Genomic DNA, 17,270 nt, shown 5'->3' with positions numbered 1-17,270 from the left:
CCTCCCCACCCACTCCAGGGGCTCGACCGAGCCCCGCGCGGACACTCCAGCAAGGCCTGCCACCACCCCCCGGCAGACCGGACGTCCCGGGGTGGACCTCCGGCCCCGCAGACCCGCTCGCTCTCTCCGCTCGCCGATGCCCTGACCACATTGCGAACTGGAGATCCACGTGGCCGGCCGTATCGAGGACTACGCACTCATCGGGGACATGCAGACCGCTGCCCTGGTCAGCAGGGACGGGGCGGTGGACTGGCTCTGCCTCCCCCGCTTCGACTCGCCGGCGGTGTTCGCCGGCCTGCTCGGCACCGATGAACACGGTTTCTGGCGGATCGGCCCGGCCGAAGCCGTCCTGACCGAGGTCCCCGCCCCCGCCGCCGCCACGCCCCCCGCCACCACGGGCCGGGTCCGCGTCGCCGACACCGCCGACCTCCGGGTGCCCCCGCCCACCGCCGCCGCCCCCGCCGTGCCCGCCGACCGGCGCCGCTACCGGGGCGACTCGCTGGTCCTGGAGCAGGAGTGGGACGCCCAGGGCGGCACCGTCCGGGTGATCGACTTCATGCCGCCCCGCCCGCTGGCCGGCAAGGACGCCGTCCCCCAGGTGATCCGGATCGTCGAGGGCGTGGCCGGCACCGTCCGGATGCGCTCCGCGCTGCGGATGCGCTTCTCGTACGGCCGCATCGTGCCCTGGGTGCACCGCGTCGAGCAGGCCGACGGCGGCCACCGCACCGTCGCCGTCGCCGGGCCGGACTCGGTCTGGCTGGACGGCGTCTCGGAGACCTACGGCCGCGACCTCACCACCTACGCCGACTTCACCGTGACCGCCGGCGAGCGGATCGCCTTCGCCCTCACCTGGCAGGCCTCCCACCTGGAGGCGCCCAAGGCCCCGGACGCCGAGGCGATGCTCGACGCCACCGCCGACTTCTGGCACGAGTGGGCCGAGCAGTGCACCTACCAGGGCCCCTACCGCGAGGCCGTGATCCGCTCCCTGATCACCCTCAAGGGCCTCACCTACGCCCCCACCGGCGGTATCGTCGCCGCCCCCACCACCTCGCTGCCCGAGGACATCGGCGGCGAGCGCAACTGGGACTACCGCTACACCTGGCTGCGGGACGCCGCGATCACCCTCTCCTCGCTGCTGCGCACCGGCTACCGCGACGAGGCCAAGGCCTGGCGCGAGTGGCTGCTGCGGGCCGTCGCCGGCGACCCGGAGAACCTGCAGATCATGTACGGCATCGCGGGCGAGCGCGAGCTGACCGAGTCCTCACTGGACTGGCTGCCCGGCTACGAGGGCTCGCAGCCCGTCCGGATCGGCAACGGCGCCGCCGGGCAGCTCCAACTCGACGTCTACGGCGAGGTGGTGGAGGCCCTGCACCTGGCCCACATGACCGGCCTGGTCCGCAACGACCACGCCCACCACCTCCAGCTGCGCCTGATCGACTACCTGGAGGAGCACTGGCAGGAGCCGGACGAGGGCATCTGGGAGGTCCGCGGCCCGCGCCGGCACTTCGTCCACTCCAAGGTGATGGCCTGGGTCGCCGTCGACCGCACCATCAAGCTGCTGGAGCAGACCCCCGAGGACGCCCCCGGCGACGCCCCCGCCGACGGCCACCTGGAGCGCTGGCGCGAGCTGCGCGACACCATCCACCGGGACGTCTGCGAGAAGGGCTACGACCCGGAGCGCAACACCTTCACCCAGTACTACGGCGGCAAGGAGCTGGACGCCTCGCTGCTGCTCATCCCCCAGGTCGGCTTCCTGCCGCCGGACGACAAGCGGGTGATCGGCACCATCGAGGCGATCCAGCGCGAACTGTCCACCGAGGACGGCTTCGTGCTGCGCTACCCGACCCACGACGAGTCCGGCAACAACGTCGACGGGCTCTCCGGCCACGAGGGCGCCTTCCTGGCCTGCTCGTTCTGGCTGGCCGACGACCTCGCCATGATCGGCCGGGTGCAGGAGGCCCGCGACCTGTTCGACAAGCTGCTCTCGCTGCGCAACGACATCGGCCTGCTCGCCGAGGAGTGGGACCCGCGGCTCAAGCGCCAGGTCGGCAACTTCCCGCAGGCCTTCAGCCACGTCCCGCTGATCGACACCGCCCTGCGGCTGACCGCCTGCGGCGCCGCGTACCTGTCGGCCCAGCCGGACGGCCCGGCGGCCGACCGGGTCGAGCAGGCGACGGTCTGACCCGCAGGACGGGCCCTAACCGCGCTGGACCAGCTCGTCGTAGGTGCTGAGCACCTGGGCGACGGTGGCGGCCTCGTCCGGCCAGGTCTCGGCCTGCTGCCGGCCGGCCGCCACCAGCCGCTCGCGGCGGTCCGGGTCGGCCAGCAGGGCGCGCACCGCGGCGCCGAGCGCGACCGGGTCGCCGGGGGGCACCAGGACGGCGGCGTCGCCGACGAGTTCGGGGACGCCGCCGACGGCGGTGGACACCACCGGCACGCCGGCCCGCATCGCCTCCTGCACCACCAGCGAGCGGGCCTCCCAGCGGCTGGAGACGACCACCACGTCGGCGGCGGCCAGCAGGTCGGGCACGTCGGTGCGGTAGCCGAGCAGCCGCACCGGCAGCTTCTCGGCGGCCACCCGCTCGCGCAGCGGCCCCGCCTCCGGGCCGTCCCCGGCGAGCAGCACCAGCGGCTCCGGGGCCGGCTCGGCGAACTCCCGGGCGGCGTCCAGCAGCAGCCCGAAGGCCTTCTGCGGGACGAGCCGGCCGACCGCCAGCACCAGCGGGCGGTCCGGTCCGTCGCCGAGCAGGGCGGCCCGCGCCTCGGCCCGGTCGAGCCGGCCCTCGGGCATCGGCGGGGCGGCCACCGGGCCCAGCCGGGCGTCGGTGGCGCCCAGTTCCCGGGCCCGGGCGACCAGGTCGGAGGAGGCGCCGAGGACCAGGTCGGCGGCGCGGGCGACCCGGCGCTCCATCAGCCGCTGCAGCCGGCGCTCCATGCCGGTGGCCAGCAGTGCGTGGTGCGAGGTGACCACCAGCGGGGTCTCCGGGCGCAGGCCGGGGAAGCGGCCCGCGGTGCGCAGCGCGAGGTCGGAGAGCAGCCCGGCGCGCAGCCCGTGGGCGTGCACCACGTCGGCGCCGGTGAAGGCCCGGCGCAGTTCGCCGATCGCGGTGGCGTCGCTGCGGGCGCCCGCGGTGGGGGTGATGTCGACGGTGTGGAACCGGGCGCCCGTACGGGAGAAGCCGAACAGCGCGTCCGTGCCGGCCGGTGCGCAGACCGTGACGGTCACTCCGTGCGCGACCAGGCCCTGGGCCAGGGAGCGCACGTGCGCACCGATGCCGCCGGTGCTGGCGGCCAGGACGAGTACCACGTGCAGCTGCCCCGGTTCCGGGGCGGCCGCGGTGGCCCGGGCGGCGGAATGGTCCACGTCGTCTCGCATCCGACTCGATCAGGTTCGCGCGCCGCTTCGCGAGGATTGCCCGCCCGGCGGCGCTCGGGGCTGGGAAGCCAGTGTCCAGCGGCCACCATGCCAGGTCGGCGGCCCTCTTGGACAGTCGACGCCACCCGGGGCGCGTCGCCGACGGTCCGCGGGGCCGCCGGCGCCGGCCCGGGTGCGTCCCGCGGACGCCCTCGGGCCCGTCTTCAGGCGCGCCTAGGGGTGGCGCGGGGTCCGGGCGGCGGCCAGCAGTTCCTCGGCGTGGGCGCGGCCCAGCTCCGAGTCCTCCAGTCCGGCCAGCATCCGGGAGAGTTCGCGCACCCGCTCCTCGTCGTTCAGCACCTTGACACCACTGCGGGTCACGGTGCCGTCGTTGGTCTTCTCCACCACCAGGTGCCGGTCCGCGAACGCGGCGACCTGCGGGAGGTGGGTGACCACCACGACCTGGGCGGATTCGGCCAGTTTGGCCAGCCGGCGGCCGATCTCGACCGCGGCCTTGCCGCCGACGCCCGCGTCCACCTCGTCGAACAGGTAGGTCGGGACGGGGTCGGCGCCCGCGAAGACGACCTCGACGGCGAGCATCACGCGGGACAGCTCACCGCCGGAGGCGCCCTTGGCGATCGGGCGGGGCTGGGCGCCCGGGTGCGGGGCGAGCAGCACCTCGACCTCGTCCACGCCGTGCGGGCCGTACGCGACGGTGCGGCCGCCGACCTCGATCCCGGCCAGGTCGTCGACCTGGCTGATCGCGAAGGTCACCCGGGCGTGCGGCATGGCCAGTTCGGCGAGTTCGGCGGAGACGGCCCCGGCGAAGCGCCCGGCCGCGGCCTGCCGGGCCTGCGACACCTCGGCCGCGAGTTCGGCCAGCTCGGCCCGCAGCTCGGTCTCCCGGGCGCCGAGCTCGTCGATCCGGTCGTCGTCGCCGTCGAGTTCGGCGAGCCGGGCGGCGCCGGCCTCGGACCAGGCGATCACCTCGGCGAGGGTGTTCTCCTCGCCGCCGTACTTGCGCAGCAGTTGGGCCAGCACGGCCCGGCGGTCCTCGACGGCGGCCAGGCGCACCGGGTCGGCGTCCAGGTCGTCCGCGTACCCGGCCAGGTCGCCGGCCACGTCGGCGAGCAGGTAGCCGACCTCGTTGAGCCGGTCGGCGAGCGTGGCCAGGCGCTCGTCGTGGTGGCGCACGGCGTCCAGGGCGCGGCGGGACTGTGCGAGCAGGGTGCCGGCGTCCAGGGCCTCCGGGTCGGCCGGGTCGCCGGCCAGGGCGGCGTGGGCGAGGGTCGCGGCGGAGGAGAGCGCGTCGGCGTGGCCGAGCCGCTCGGCCTCGGCGGAGAGCTCGGTGTCCTCGCCGGCCACCGGCTCGGCGGCGGCGATCTCGTCCAGGCCGAAGCGCAGCAGGTCGGCCTCCTGGGCGCGTTCGCGGGCCCGGGTGGTCAGTTCCTCCAAGGTCGCGGAGACCTCGCGCAGCTGCCGGTAGGTCTCCCGGTAGCGGGCCAGCGGCTCGGCCACCGCCGCGCCCGCGTAGCGGTCCAGGGCGCCGCGCTGGCGGGCCGGGCGCAGCAGGCGCTGCTGGTCGGTCTGGCCGTGCACCGCGATCAGGTCCTCGCCGAGTTCGGCGAGCAGCCCGACCGGGACGGCCCGCCCGCCCACGTACGCCCGGGAGCGGCCCTCGGCGGAGACGGTCCGGCTGATCAGCAGGGCGCCGTCGTCCAGTTCGGCCCCGGCCTCGACCGCCCGGGCCGCCACGGGCGAGTCGGCGGGCAGTTCCAGCCGGCCCTCGACCACGGCGCGTCCGGTGCCGTTGCGCACCAGGCCCGGGTCGGCGCGCCCGCCGAGCAGCAGGCCGAGGCTGGTGACGACCATGGTCTTGCCCGCACCGGTCTCACCGGTCACGGCGGTGAAGCCGGGGGCGAGTTCGACCACCGCGTCGTCGATGACCCCAAGATCCCGTATCCGCATCTCGTCCAACACGGAGACGACCTTACGGGGGTCCGCCCCCGGCGCGCGACGAGCGGCAACGGCGCGCGGCAACTCCGTGCCCCGAAGTTCATCCCTTCCGGGGGTTTCGTACCGGTGCGGGCGCGGTGCACCAGGGCAGGAAGAATTGCACCAGCGGGCCGATCGCCAGTGCGTACGCCACGGTGCCGACCCCGGCGGTGCCGCCCAGCAGCAGGCCGGCGGCCAGCACGGCCAGTTCGATGCCGGTGCGGATCAGCCGCAGCGAGCGGCCGGTGCGCCGGTGCAGGCCGGTCATCAGGCCGTCGCGCGGGCCGGGGCCGAACCGGGCGCCGATGTAGAGGCCGCTGGCCAGGCCGTTGAGCACGATCGCGGCGGCCGTCACGGCGATCCGGGCGGGCAGGGCCTCGAAGCCGTCCACGAACCGCAGCGTGAGGTCCATCGCCGCGCCGATCACCAGGACGTTGGAGACGGTGCCCAGGCCCGGGCGCTGGCGCAGCGGTATCCAGAGCAGCAGCACCAGGGCGCCGCAGATCGTCACCCAGGCGCCGACCGAGAGGCCGAGGCTGCGCTGCAGGCCCTGGTGCAGCACGTCCCAGGGGTCGAGGCCGAGGCCGGCCCGGAGCATCAGGGCCATGCTCACGCCGTACAGGGCGAGGCCGGTGAACAGCTGCGGGAGGCGGCGGGCCAGGCCGTGGGTGTCGCCGAGGAACCGCGCCGCGAGGCCGGCCGGACGGGCGGCGGGTGCCGCGGCGGCGGTCGTGGTCGCTGTGGTCGGGGTCGAGGTGGCCAAGGGTGCTCCCGGTGTTCCCGTGGTGGTGCTGCACCTCCGGGTGGCCCGGCGGTGGCGGACGATGAGGCCGCCCTGTCATGATGGCCAGGCCAAAGCAGACCCCTCCAGGGCCAATCACGAGCAAGTGGACTGATCGCCATGGCCGACTGGCACACCACCGTCACCCCGCCCGCGCTGGCCCGGCTGCTCACCACCGCCCGGCTCCCCGAGTCGGCCGCCACCCGCCGCCCCGCCTACCGCACCCTCGCCGGGCAGATCCGGCTGCTGGTCACCGAGGGCCGGCTGCCGGTCGGCGCCCGGCTGCCCGCCGAACGCGAGCTGGCCACCGCCCTGGAACTGAGCCGCACCACCGTCGCCACCGCGTACGAGACGCTGCGCGGCGACGGCTACCTGCGCAGCCGGCGCGGCGCGGGCAGCTGGACCGCCCTGCCCGAGGGCGCCCCGCCGCCCGGCGACGCCCTGCACCCCGTCCCGCCGGACGAGCAGGGCCACACCCTGGACCTCGGCGTCGCCGCGCTGCCCGCCCCGCAGCCCTGGCTCGGCGCCGCCGCCGCCCGGGCCGTCGAGCAGCTGCCGTACTACGCCGCCGGACACGGCCACTACCCCACCGGCGTCCCGGTGCTGCGCGAGGCCGTCGCCCGCCGCTACACCGAGCGCGGACTGCCCACCACGCCCGACCAGATCCTGATCACCACCGGCGCTATGGGCGGCCTGCACCTGGTCCAGCGGGTACTGGTCGGCCGCGGCGACCGGGTCGCCGTCGAGGCGCCCAGCTACGCCCATACCCTGCAGGCGCTGCGGCTCTCCGGCGCGCGCCTGGTCCCGGTGCCGTACGCGTACCGCCCCGGGCCGACGGGCACGCCCGCGCCCCCGCGGCCGCGGTGGGACCAGGACGAGTGGCGGCGGGTGCTGCGCGGCGCCGCGCCCAGGCTCGCCTACGTGATCCCGGACTTCCACAACCCGACCGGCGCCCTGATCGACGAGGAGCAGCGCCGCGAGCTGCTGGCCGCCGCCCGGGCCGCCGGCAGCATCGTGCTGGTGGACGAGACCACCGCCGAACTCGGCTGGGGCGTACCGGAGTCCGTGCCGCTGCCGCGCCCGGTCGCGGCGCTGGACCGGGCCGCCCAGGTGGTCACCGTCGGATCGGCCGGCAAGCTGCTCTGGGGCGGCCTGCGGATCGGCTGGGTGCGGGCCGCACCCGCGCTGGTGCGCCGGCTGGCCGGCGAGCGGGTCTACAGCGACGTCGGCACCCCGGTGCTGGACCAGCTGATCGCCGCCGAACTGCTCGGCGAGCCGCTGCCCGCCGTCCGGGCCCACCAGCTGGACCGGCTGCGGGCCACCGCGCACGCCTTCGCCGCCGCGCTGCCCGAGCACCTGCCCGGCTGGAGCTTTCCGATGCCGACCGGCGGGCTCGCCCTGTGGGTCTCCACCGACGGGGTGTCCGGCGCGGCGCTGGCGCGGGCCGGGGAGCGCGCCGGGGTGCGGATCGCCTCGGGCAACCGCTTCGGTTCGGACGGCGCCTTCGAGCACCACGTCCGGATCCCGCTCACCGTGCCCGCCGCGACCGTCCAGGACGCCGTCGAGCGGCTCGCCGCGCTGACCGAACGCGCGACGGCCGGCGGCCGGCTCGGCCCGGCCGACGAGGACCAGCCGCTGGCGGTCTGACGCCCGCGGTCCGACGCCCGCCGGCCGGTCCCGCCGGCTCCGTCCGGGCCCTCCTAGTGGTGGTCCGCCCGGCCGCGCCAACCCGTCACCGGCAGCGCGAACTTGGCGACCAGCCGGTCGGTGAACGGCGCCCGGTGCAGTCTGGCCAGCCGCACCGGCGTCCGGCCCCGGCGGACCTCCACCCGCGCCCCGGCGGGCAGTTCGACCGAGCGCCGCCCGTCGCACCAGAGCACGCCGTGCGGGGTCTTCGGCTGCACCTCGACGGCCAGCACCGACTCGGGCGAGGTCACCAGCGGGCGGGCGAACAGCGCGTGCGCCGAGATCGGCACCATCAGCAGCGCCTCCACCTCCGGCCACACCACCGGCCCGCCGCCGGAGAACGCGTACGCGGTGGAACCGGTCGGCGTCGCGCACACCACGCCGTCACAGCCGAAGTTGGAGACCGGACGGCCGTCCACCTCCGTCACCACCTCCAGCATCCGCTCCCGGGCCGCCTTCTCGATCGAGGCCTCGTTCAGTGCCCAGTCCTCGTGCACCACGTCGCCGTTGGTGCGGACGATGACGTCGATCGTCATCCGCTCCTCGACCTCGTAGTCCGCGTCGACCACCCGCTCGACCACCACGGCCAGGTCGTCCCGCTCGGCCTCCGCGAGGAAGCCCACCCGGCCGAGGTTGATCCCGAGCATCGGCAGGCCGTGCGAGCGTGCCAGCTCGGCACCGCGCAGCAGCGTCCCGTCCCCGCCGGCCACCAGGATCAGCTCGCAGCCGTCCGCCGCCCCCGGGCCCTCGGCCACCTTCTCCACGCCGTCCGGCAGGTCCAGGTCGACCGCCTCGGCCTCCAGCAGTCTGATCCGGAGCCCGGCCTTCAGCAGCCCGTGCACCAGGCCCTCGACGCTGCGCAGCGCCGCCTCCCGGCCGGTGTGCGCGATCAGGAAGACCGTACGTGCTTCGTCGCTCATGCCGCTGCCCTCTCCCTAACGCCTGCCGGGTCGCCTTCGGCCCCGGTGCGGCCCGTCACACAGCATGACGGGCCGGACGTCCGCCCAGCACCCTACCGGGGCCCCTCCGCCACGGCCCGGTCCGCCTCCGCGGGGTCCAGCCGCGGGGCGTCCCGGCGCAGCCAGAGGAAGTACTCCACGTTGCCGGACGGTCCCGGCAGGGGGCTCGCGGTGACGGCGCGCACGCCCAGCCCGAGCTCCCAGGCCTGCCCGGCCACCTGGCGCACCATCTCGGCGCGCAGCTCCGGGCTGCGCACCACCCCGCCGCTGCCCAGGCGCTCCTTGCCGATCTCGAACTGCGGCTTGACCATCAGCACCAGGTCCGCGTCCTCGGCCGCGCAGGAGGCCAGGGCGGGCAGCACCAGGCCCAGCGAGATGAACGACAGGTCGCCCACCACCAGGTCCACCAGGGTGCCGCCGATGAGCTCCGGGGTCAGCTCGCGGACGTTGGTGCGGTCCATCACGGTGACCCGCTCGTCGCTCTGCAGCGACCAGGCGAGCTGCCCGTAGCCGACGTCCACCGCCAGCACACCGGCCGCGCCGGCCCGCAGCAGCACGTCGGTGAACCCGCCGGTGGACGCGCCCGCGTCCAGCGCCCGGCGGCCCTCGACGACCAGGCCCTGCGGCACGAAGGCGGCGAACGCGCCGGCGAGCTTGTGCCCTCCGCGCGAGACGTAGTCGGGGTCGTTGTCGTCCTTGGCCACCACGACCGCCGCCGAGGTCTCCACCTGGGTGGCCGGCTTGGTCGCGGTGGTGCCGCCGACGGTCACCCGGCCGGCCGCGATCAGCTCGGACGCGTGCTCGCGCGACCGGGCCAGCTTGCGGCGGACGAGCTCCGCGTCGAGTCGGCGTCGTGCCACTGCCACTGGTGTTTCAGCTCCTACGGGTCCTGCGGATCATTCCTGGTCGAGCGCGGCCAGCGCGTCGGCGAACCGCTGGTGAACATCTTCGTACACCGCGACGTGCGCCTCGGCGGGGACCCCGTCCAAGGCCTCCAGCCGGGCCAGCCCGGCGTCCACCACCGGGTGGCCGGTGGGCAGCAGTTCCACGCCGAGCGGCTCGACCCGCCGCCCGGGGGCGGCCGGGTCGGCCGTCGTGCTCGGTTCACTCGTCCCGGGCATCGGGCTTCCTCGTACTGGTCGCCTTGCGGACGGTGGTCTTCTTGGTCGCGGTCCGCTTCGCGGGGGTCTTGGGCTGGTCGGCGGCCTGCTCGGCGGCGGTGGCCCGCTTGGCGGTGGCGCTCTTCTTGACGGTCGTCGTCTTCTTGGCGGCGGCCTTCGAGCCCGTGGCCTTCTTCGCCACCGCCTTCTTCGCGGCCGCCTTCTTCGCGGCCGTCTTCTTCGCCGCGGCCTTCTTCGCCGCGGTCTGCGCCGGCTCGGCCTGCGCCGGCTCGGCCCGCTCCGCCGCCGTCTTCCGCACCGGAGCCTTCCGCGGCTCGGCCTTCGGCTCCCGCTCCGCCGGCGCCTCCGGGGTGCGCGGACCGACCGGGGGGACCGGCGGGTCGAACTCGACCGGCTCGTCCACCTCCACCCGCTCGGCGACTATCGGCTCCCCCGCCGGCCGGAACGCCGACCGCTGCTCCTCGTCCTCCCAGCCGCGCCCGAACAGGTCGTCCGCCCGCGGCGCCGGCACCGGCTCCTCGTCGTACGGACCCTCACCGGGCCCCGCGGCCGGAGCCTCCTCCTCGACCTCGCGCAGCTTGGTCTCCAGGTACGCCAGCACCACGCCGACCTTGGTGACCTGGTCGCCGACCTTCTCGAAGACCTTCTCGGCCTCGTTGCGCGCCACCCCGACCGCCAGGTCCACCCCGGCCCGCCCGGCGGTGACCGCCTCCTCCGCCAGCGTCTGCAGCGTCTTCGCGGACGGCGGGAACTGCCCGCCCAGCCGACGCTCCACCTCGGCGACGTCGACCCCGGCCTTCTCCAGGATCGAGGCGGCCGTCACGACGACCCGCTTGCCCACCTCCTCGACCACCACGGCGGCGGTCTCCACCACTCCCCGAACCGTCCTCGGCAGCATCCGGGTGCCTCCCAATCGCCTACGCGCGTCGCTCCGTCGCCCTCAGTACCCGGGCCGTTTCCGGGCACCCCACGGACGACGCTACCGCCAAAACCCCGCTGAGGTACCGTGGCCCGCAGTCCGCACCGTAGCGACCGGGGGAGGGGGCCGCCGCCCATGGCGAACGCCGAGGAGTGCCGGGAGGCACTGGAGCAGCTCAGCCGGAACATGGCGAAGTCCACCGGCGACGTCCGCACGGCCGCGTCCCTCGACCGCTCGCTCAGCTGCCGGATCACCGACCTCGACCTGACCTTCGCCGGTCAGCTGCGCGACGGCCGGATCCAGGACGTGGTCGCCGCGCCCGGCCCGCCCGCCGGGAAGGCCGACATCCGGCTCACCATGAGCAGCGACGACCTGGTCGCCCTGGTCGGCGGCCGGCTCAACTTCGCCTCCGCCTGGGCGAGCGGCCGGGTCCGGCTGGAAGCGGGCTTCCGCGACCTGCTGCGGCTGCGCACCCTGCTCTGACGCCCGGGCCCACGGGTCCCCGGCACCCCGGGGACCCCGCCGGCCCGCCCCTGCTCAGAAGCCCAGCTCGGCCAGCGCCTTCCGTCCGTCCACCGGCGCGCCGTCCGCGTCCAGCGCCGTCCACGCCGCCGCGCACAGCGCCCGCAGGCCGTCCCAGCGGTCCCCGGCCCCGGTCAGCCGCAGCACGCCGCCCTCGACGCCCGCGACCCAGCCGCCGCACGCGAAGCCGTCGGCCCCGGCCGTCACCGCCGGGTGCGGGACCAGCAGACCGCGCAGGTCGGCCGCCAGGTAGGTCGGCCGGTGCTCGACCGGCGCCGCCAGCAGCAGCTCGGGGGTGGTCACGCCGGTGAAGACCAGCAGGCTGTCCACCCCGCCGTTGAACGCGCCCTCGATGTCGGTGTCCAGCCGGTCCCCGACCACCAGCGGCCGCTCGGCACCGGTGCGCAGGACCGTCTCCCGGTGCATCGGCGGCAGCGGCTTGCCCGCCACCTCCGGCTCCACCCCGGTCGCCGCCCGCACCGCCGCCACCAGCGTGCCGTTGCCCGGCGCGATGCCGCGCGCCCGCGGCACGGTCAGGTCCAGGTTGGACGCCACCCACGGCAGCCCGCTCTGCACCGCGTACGAGGCCTCCGCCAGGTCCGTCCAGCCCACCGACGGGTCGAAGCCCTGGACCACCGCCACCGGCCCGTCGGCCAGCGAGCGGACCGCGACCAGCCCCCGCTCGGCCAGCGCCTCCTCCAGCCCCAGGCCGCCCACGACCAGCACCTTCGCCCCGGCCGGCAGCTTCTCGGCGAGCACCCGGGCGGCCGCCTGGGCCGAGTTGATCACGTCGGTCGGCTCGGCCGGGACACCCAGCTCGGTCAGGTGCTCGGCCACCACGCGCGGCGGGCGGGAGGCGTTGTTGGTCACGTACGCCAGCCGCATCCCGACCGTGCGGGCGGTGTCCAGCGAGGCCACCGCGTGCTCGATCGCGTGCGCGCCCGCGTAGACCACGCCGTCCAGGTCCAGCAGGGCGGTGTCGTACGCCTCGGTCAGCGGCCGCTCGCTGCCGCCGGGGGCGGTCCGTCGCACGGGGGTGGCCGTCTCGGTCATCGCTGCGCTACCTCATTCACTCGCGTCGTCGTTCACTGGACCCTCGGCCCCGGGTGGCGGTGCCAGGTACCCGGGAGCCCCGGGCTGCAGCGGGCCGTACGCCCCGGCGCGGGCCGCCAGCGTCGCCCGGGTCTGCCGCAGGGCCGCCCGGTAGTGGTCGGCCTCCGGCCGCATCGCCACGGCGAGCGCCAGGTGCTCGGCGGAGGTCTCGAAGTCGCCCAGCCGGGCCGCCGCGACCCCCCACCCGAACTGAGCGTAGTCGTCCGCCGGGTCGGCCAGGGCCACGGCCCGGAAGTTCTCCAGTGCCGCCGCGTACGAACCCGCGTCGAACTGGGCCCTGGCCAGCGCCTCCCGGATGCTGCGCGAGTGCGGCTCGGCCGCCGCCGCCCGGGCCAGCAGCTGCTCGGCGGCCGCCGGATGGCCCTGCGCCAGCAGCTGCGCGCCCCGGCGGAACCAGTCGTACACGTCGCCGGTGGGCTCCCCGGAACGGCTCTGCGACGGGATCCCGCCGACCGGCCCGCCGCCGCCCGCCGGAGCGCCCCCGCCGGCGGCACCGGCCGGCCCGCCCGACCCGGCCGGGCCAACGCCGTCCACCCGTTCCTGCCCGTCGTCCATGCCGTACCTCGCCCTCGGTCGCACACCCGCGGCACAGGTCGGCGCGGGATTCCGATCTCTCAACAACGCGTACCCGATTACGATGCCCAGAATGAGCACACCCAGTGCAGAAGACGGAGTCGAGACTCCCGAGGGCGGCCCCGGCGATCCCGGGCACGTCGCCACCGCCGGCCTGTCCCTGTCCCCCTTCCGCGGCCTGCGCTACGTCCCCGACCGGGTCGGCGCCCTGGCCGCGGTGATGTCCCCGCCGTACGACGTCGTCGACCCGGGCCGCCGGCTCGACCTGGAGACGGCCGACCCGCACAACGTGGTCCGGCTGATCCTGCCCAGGCCCGAGCCCGAGGACGCCGGCGACCGCCCCGACCGCGACACCCGCTACCGGCACGCCGCGCGGCTGCTGGCCGCCTGGCAGCGCGAGGGGATCCTCGCCGCCGACCCGGACCCCGCGCTCTACGTCTACGAGCAGCGGGTGCCCGCCACCGCGGACTCCCCCGAGCTGCTCCAGCGCGGCCTGATCGGCGCCCTCGCGGTCAGCGGCCGCGAGACCGGCGTCGTCCTCCCCCACGAGGACGTGATGCCCCGGCCGGTCGCCGACCGGGTCGGCCTGATGCGCACCACCCGGGCCAACCTGGAACCGCTGCTGCTCACCTACCGCGGCGACGGCGGCGCCTCCGGCGTGATCGAGCGGACGGTCGAGGGCGAGCCGCTGCTCTCCACCGCCACCAGCGACGGCACCCACCACCGCCTGTGGGCCGTCACCGACCCGGCCGAGATCGCCGAGATCAGCCGCGACCTGGCCACCTGCCGGGCCCTGATCGCCGACGGCCACCACCGCTGGGAGATGTACCTGCGCCTCCAGCGCGAGCACCGCCACCTGCCGCGCAGCCCCTGGGACCGCGGCCTGGTGCTCCTGGTCGACACCGCCCGCTACCCGTTGCGGGTGCGCGCCATCCACCGCGTCCTCTACCGGCTGCCGGTGGCCGAGGCGCTGGAGAAGATCGGCGACCAGTGGAAGGTCAAGGAGGTCCCCGGCCCGCTGCCGGCCGCGCTCCAGGCCCTCGCCGAGCAGAAGCGGCACGGCGGCAACGGCTTCGTGCTGACCGGAGGCGACGGCGTCTACTGGCTGCTCGGCGAGCCCGAGGAGGCCCTGCTGGACGCCACGGTGCCGCAGGACCGGCCCGAGGAGTGGCGCCACCTGGACGCCACCGTCCTGCACGCCACCCTGCTCGACCGCACCTGGCACGTCCCCGACGGCCCGGACGACATCGGCTACCTGCACACCGCCGTGGCCGCCGAGCGGGAGGCCGCCCGTACCGGCGGCACCGCCGTCCTGCTGCACCCGGTCCGGGAGAGCGTGGTGCGCCGGCTGGCCGAACAGGGCGTCACCATGCCGCGCAAGTCCACCTCCTTCGGGCCGAAGCCGGCCACCGGACTGGTGCTGCGCAACCTCTCCCTGGGCTGACCCCGCGCCGGGCCGGCGCCGCGCCGTGGCCCCGGACGCCGTGAGGCCCTGCCGTTCCCGGTGGATCCCGGGGAACGGCAGGGCCTCACGGCGTTGCGGAGGGGGGCTGATCAGCCCTTGGCCTCGTCCTTGTCCTCGACCTTGGCGTCGGAGTCGGAGTCGGCGGCGGCGTCCTCGGCCTTGGCGGCCTTCTCCACCTTCTCGGCCTTCTCAACCTTCTCGGCCTTCTCGGCCTTGGCACGCTCGGGCACCACGCCGTCGAAGTCCTCGTCGATCTCGAGGTCGTCCTCGTCGTAGTACTCCTCGACGTCCTCCTCGTCCTCGAAGATCACGCGGTCGTCGGAGACGTCGCCGCCGCGCTTCTTCGCCGGGGCCTCGGCCTGCTCGTCCGCGTCCTCGGCCAGCTCCGGGTCGAGCGCGTCGGTGAACTCCACGCCGTCGATCTCGGCGAGGCGCTCGGAGGCGTTGGTGGTGCCGTCGGTGTCGGCCTCGGCCGCCTTGGCGAACCAGTCACGGGCCTCGTCGCCACGGCCGGCCGCGATCAGCGCCTCGGCGTAGGCGTACCGCAGACGCGCGGTCCACGGGTGCACGGCGCTGGAGGCCAGCTCCGGGCTCTGCAGGGTCACCACGGCGGCGTCGAACTGCTCCATGTCACCGCGGGCACCCGCGGCCACCAGGCGCATCTCGACCTGGCCGGCCTTGTCCAGCTGCTTCACCTCGGGCTCGCCGGCCATCGCCAGCGCCCGCTCCGGACGGCCCAGACCGCGCTCGCAGTCGGCCATCACGGGCCACAGGTCCACCCGGCCGGTCATCCGACGGGCGGCGCGGAACTCGGTCAGCGCCTCGGAGTAACGCTGGGTCATGTACGAGGCGAAACCGGCCGCCTCGCGCACGGCCGCGACGCGGGAGGCCAGACGGAGCGCGACCCGCGAGTACTGGTACGCCTCCTCCGCCTCGCCGTCCAGCAGCCGGGCCACCATCACCAGGTTGCGGGCGACGTCGTCCGCGAGGGTCTTGGGCAGGCTCTTGAGCTCCTGGCGCACGTCCGCGTCCAGCTCGAAGCCGGTGACGTCCTCGGGGATCGGCAGGCGCTTGACGGGCTCGTAGTTGCCACGGCGGTCGTCGTAGTCCCGGCCGCCCCGGTCGTCACGGCGGTCGTCGCGGCGGTCGTCGCGACGGAAGCCACCACCCTGGCGGTCGTCACGGCGGAAGCCGCCACGGTCGCCACCGCGGTCGTCACGGCGGAAACCACCGCGGTCGCCGCCACGGTCGCCGCGGTCACGGTTGAAGCCGCCACCGGACGGGCGGTCGTCGCGGCGGAAGCCGCCACGGTCGCCACCGCGGTCGTCACGGTCGCGGTTGAAGCCGCCACCGGAGGGACGGTCGTCACGACGCGGACGGTCGTCACGGTCATCACGACGGAAACCGCTCGGACGGTCGCCGCGGTCGCGGTTGAAACCGCCGCCGGACGGACGGTCGTCACGACGGAAACCACCGCGGTCATCGCGGTCGCGGTTGAAGCCACCGCCGGACGGACGGTCGTCACGACGGAAACCACCGCGGTCATCGCGGTCGTCACGACGCGGACGGTCGTCACGGTCACGGTTGAAACCACCGGAGGGGCGGTCGCCGCGGTCGCGGTTGAAGCCACCGCCGGACGGGCGGTCGTCGCGGCGGAAGCCGCCACGGTCGTCACGGTCGCGGTTGAAGCCACCACCGGAGGGACGGTCGTCACGACGCGGACGGTCGTCACGGTCATCACGACGGAAACCACCCGAGGGGCGGTCATCGCGCCGGAAGCCGCCGCCGGAGGGACGGTCGCCGCGGTCGCGGTTGAAGCCACCACCGGACGGACGGTCGTCGCGGCGGAAGCCGCCACGGTCGCCACCGCGGTCATCGCGGTCACGGTTGAAGCCACCACCGGACGGGCGGTCGTCACGACGCGGACGGTCGTCACGGTCGTCACGACGGAAACCGCTCGGACGGTCGTCACGACGGAAGCCGCCGCCACCACCCGGACGGTCGTCACGGCGGAAGCCACCGCCGCCCTGGCGGTCGTCGCGGTCACGGCCGTAGCCGCCGCCGGACGGACGGTCGCCACGGTCGCGGTTGAAGCCACCACCGGACGGACGGTCGTCGCGGCGGAAGCCGCCACGGTCGCCACCGCGGTCGTCACGGTCGCGGTTGAAGCCACCGCCGGACGGGCGGTCGCCACGGTCGCGGTTGAAGCCGCCACCGGACGGACGGTCGTCGCGGCGGAAGCCGCCACGGTCGCCACCGCGGTCATCGCGGTCACGGCCGTAGCCACCACCGGACGGGCGGTCGTCACGACGCGGACGGTCGTCACGGTCGTCACGGCGGAAACCACCCGAGGGGCGGTCGTCGCGACGGAAGCCGCCGCCGCCGGACGGACGGTCGCCACGGTCGCGGTTGAAGCCACCGCCGGACGGACGGTCGTCGCGACGCGGACGGTCGCCACGGTCGTTCGACCAGCCTCCGCGGGACCGGGGCTCGTAGCCGCGGCCGTCGTCCGATCGACGCTCGGGACGGTCCTGGGGCTGGTTCGACATCGTGGTGACTCCTTCTGCTGCTTCAGCTTCTCCGCGCGGGCTGTTGGTGCAACTCCGCAGCCACCACGCGGTTTCGGCGCCGGCCTCCCTGGCCCGCGCACCTTCTCCATTGTCCGACATGCCGGGATCCTCCGCGTCTGGGCGGAAGTCCCGTCCTGCCGGACTCCTTCTTCTTCACGTTCGCAAAACACAAAAAGGCCGCGGCCCCAGCGAATCGCTGGGGCCGCGGCCT

Annotated in this window: 13 protein-coding genes and 2 pseudogenes; 4 read left to right on the top strand and 11 right to left on the bottom strand. The window is 75.4% G+C overall.

Annotated features, from left to right (window positions below; translation table 11 throughout):
* The first annotated feature begins 169 nt into the window (after positions 1-169).
* Positions 170-2,182 carry a glycoside hydrolase family 15 protein gene (locus tag IE332_RS37220; protein WP_229929217.1) on the top strand — a complete coding sequence of 671 codons (2,013 nt, stop codon included), beginning with the start codon at positions 170-172 and terminating at the stop codon, positions 2,180-2,182.
* A gap of 15 nt (positions 2,183-2,197) precedes the next feature.
* Here the strand turns inward: IE332_RS37220 and IE332_RS37215 are convergent, their stop codons facing one another.
* The 3 genes from IE332_RS37215 to yczE all read right to left on the bottom strand — a co-directional run bounded on the left by IE332_RS37215 (position 2,198) and on the right by yczE (position 5,957).
* Complete coding sequence (locus IE332_RS37215) at positions 2,198-3,376, bottom strand: glycosyltransferase family 4 protein (protein WP_189925494.1); 1,179 nt, start codon at positions 3,374-3,376, stop codon at positions 2,198-2,200.
* Positions 3,377-3,589: 213 nt separating this feature from the next.
* Positions 3,590-5,323: a DNA repair protein RecN gene (gene recN, locus IE332_RS37210; protein WP_189925549.1), complete on the bottom strand. Its 1,734-nt coding sequence runs from the start codon at positions 5,321-5,323 to the stop codon at positions 3,590-3,592.
* An 88-nt stretch (positions 5,324-5,411) separates the two neighbouring features.
* Positions 5,412-5,957 carry a membrane protein YczE gene (gene yczE / locus IE332_RS37205; protein ID WP_229929221.1) on the bottom strand — a complete coding sequence of 182 codons (546 nt, stop codon included), beginning with the start codon at positions 5,955-5,957 and terminating at the stop codon, positions 5,412-5,414.
* Between the two features lie 294 nt (positions 5,958-6,251).
* Here yczE and yczR point away from each other — a divergent pair, with 294 nt between their 5' ends.
* Positions 6,252-7,778, top strand: coding sequence for a MocR-like transcription factor YczR (gene yczR, locus IE332_RS37200; RefSeq protein WP_189925492.1), 1,527 nt, complete (start codon positions 6,252-6,254; stop codon positions 7,776-7,778).
* Positions 7,779-7,831: 53 nt separating this feature from the next.
* Here yczR and IE332_RS37195 read toward each other — a convergent pair whose 3' ends face one another.
* The 4 genes from IE332_RS37195 to IE332_RS37180 all read right to left on the bottom strand — a co-directional run bounded on the left by IE332_RS37195 (position 7,832) and on the right by IE332_RS37180 (position 10,771).
* Positions 7,832-8,737 carry an NAD kinase gene (locus IE332_RS37195; protein WP_189925490.1) on the bottom strand — a complete coding sequence of 302 codons (906 nt, stop codon included), beginning with the start codon at positions 8,735-8,737 and terminating at the stop codon, positions 7,832-7,834.
* Positions 8,738-8,829: 92 nt separating this feature from the next.
* Positions 8,830-9,636 (bottom strand): TlyA family RNA methyltransferase, encoded by an 807-nt coding sequence (locus IE332_RS37190; RefSeq protein WP_189925545.1) that lies wholly within the window; start codon positions 9,634-9,636, stop codon positions 8,830-8,832.
* Positions 9,637-9,672: 36 nt separating this feature from the next.
* Complete coding sequence (locus IE332_RS37185) at positions 9,673-9,897, bottom strand: hypothetical protein (RefSeq protein ID WP_189925487.1); 225 nt, start codon at positions 9,895-9,897, stop codon at positions 9,673-9,675.
* Complete coding sequence (locus IE332_RS37180; RefSeq protein WP_189925564.1) at positions 9,881-10,771, bottom strand: hypothetical protein; 891 nt, start codon at positions 10,769-10,771, stop codon at positions 9,881-9,883. The genes IE332_RS37185 and IE332_RS37180 overlap by 17 nt, the downstream gene beginning before the upstream one ends.
* 180 nt (positions 10,772-10,951) lie before the next feature.
* Between IE332_RS37180 and IE332_RS37175 the strand changes: the two genes are divergently transcribed.
* Positions 10,952-11,299, top strand: coding sequence for an SCP2 sterol-binding domain-containing protein (locus tag IE332_RS37175; RefSeq protein ID WP_189925485.1), 348 nt, complete (start codon positions 10,952-10,954; stop codon positions 11,297-11,299).
* A 54-nt stretch (positions 11,300-11,353) separates the two neighbouring features.
* Here the strand turns inward: IE332_RS37175 and IE332_RS37170 are convergent, their stop codons facing one another.
* Positions 11,354-12,391, bottom strand: coding sequence for an HAD-IIA family hydrolase (locus IE332_RS37170; RefSeq protein ID WP_189925483.1), 1,038 nt, complete (start codon positions 12,389-12,391; stop codon positions 11,354-11,356).
* Positions 12,392-12,403: 12 nt separating this feature from the next.
* Positions 12,404-13,006 carry a tetratricopeptide repeat protein gene (locus tag IE332_RS37165; protein ID WP_229929216.1) on the bottom strand — a complete coding sequence of 201 codons (603 nt, stop codon included), beginning with the start codon at positions 13,004-13,006 and terminating at the stop codon, positions 12,404-12,406.
* Positions 13,007-13,097: 91 nt separating this feature from the next.
* On the opposite strand from IE332_RS37165, the gene IE332_RS37160 reads away from it, so the two are divergent.
* Positions 13,098-14,468 carry a DUF1015 family protein gene (locus IE332_RS37160; RefSeq protein WP_189925475.1) on the top strand — a complete coding sequence of 457 codons (1,371 nt, stop codon included), beginning with the start codon at positions 13,098-13,100 and terminating at the stop codon, positions 14,466-14,468.
* Between the two features lie 370 nt (positions 14,469-14,838).
* On the opposite strand, the pseudogene IE332_RS37155 reads toward IE332_RS37160, so the two are convergent.
* Both IE332_RS37155 and IE332_RS42535 read right to left on the bottom strand, forming a co-directional pair.
* Positions 14,839-15,556 (bottom strand): annotated as a pseudogene (locus tag IE332_RS37155) (tetratricopeptide repeat protein); the annotation flags it as partial.
* A gap of 288 nt (positions 15,557-15,844) precedes the next feature.
* Positions 15,845-16,720: pseudogene (locus IE332_RS42535) on the bottom strand (tetratricopeptide repeat protein); the annotation flags it as partial.
* Positions 16,721-17,270: the final 550 nt, after the last annotated feature.

It is taken from the genome of Kitasatospora xanthocidica (assembly GCF_014656195.1).
GTDB lineage: Bacteria > Actinomycetota > Actinomycetes > Streptomycetales > Streptomycetaceae > Kitasatospora > Kitasatospora xanthocidica.
The sequence above is the reverse complement of the archived record's forward strand: the minus strand, read 5'-3'. Positions and strand labels throughout refer to the sequence as shown.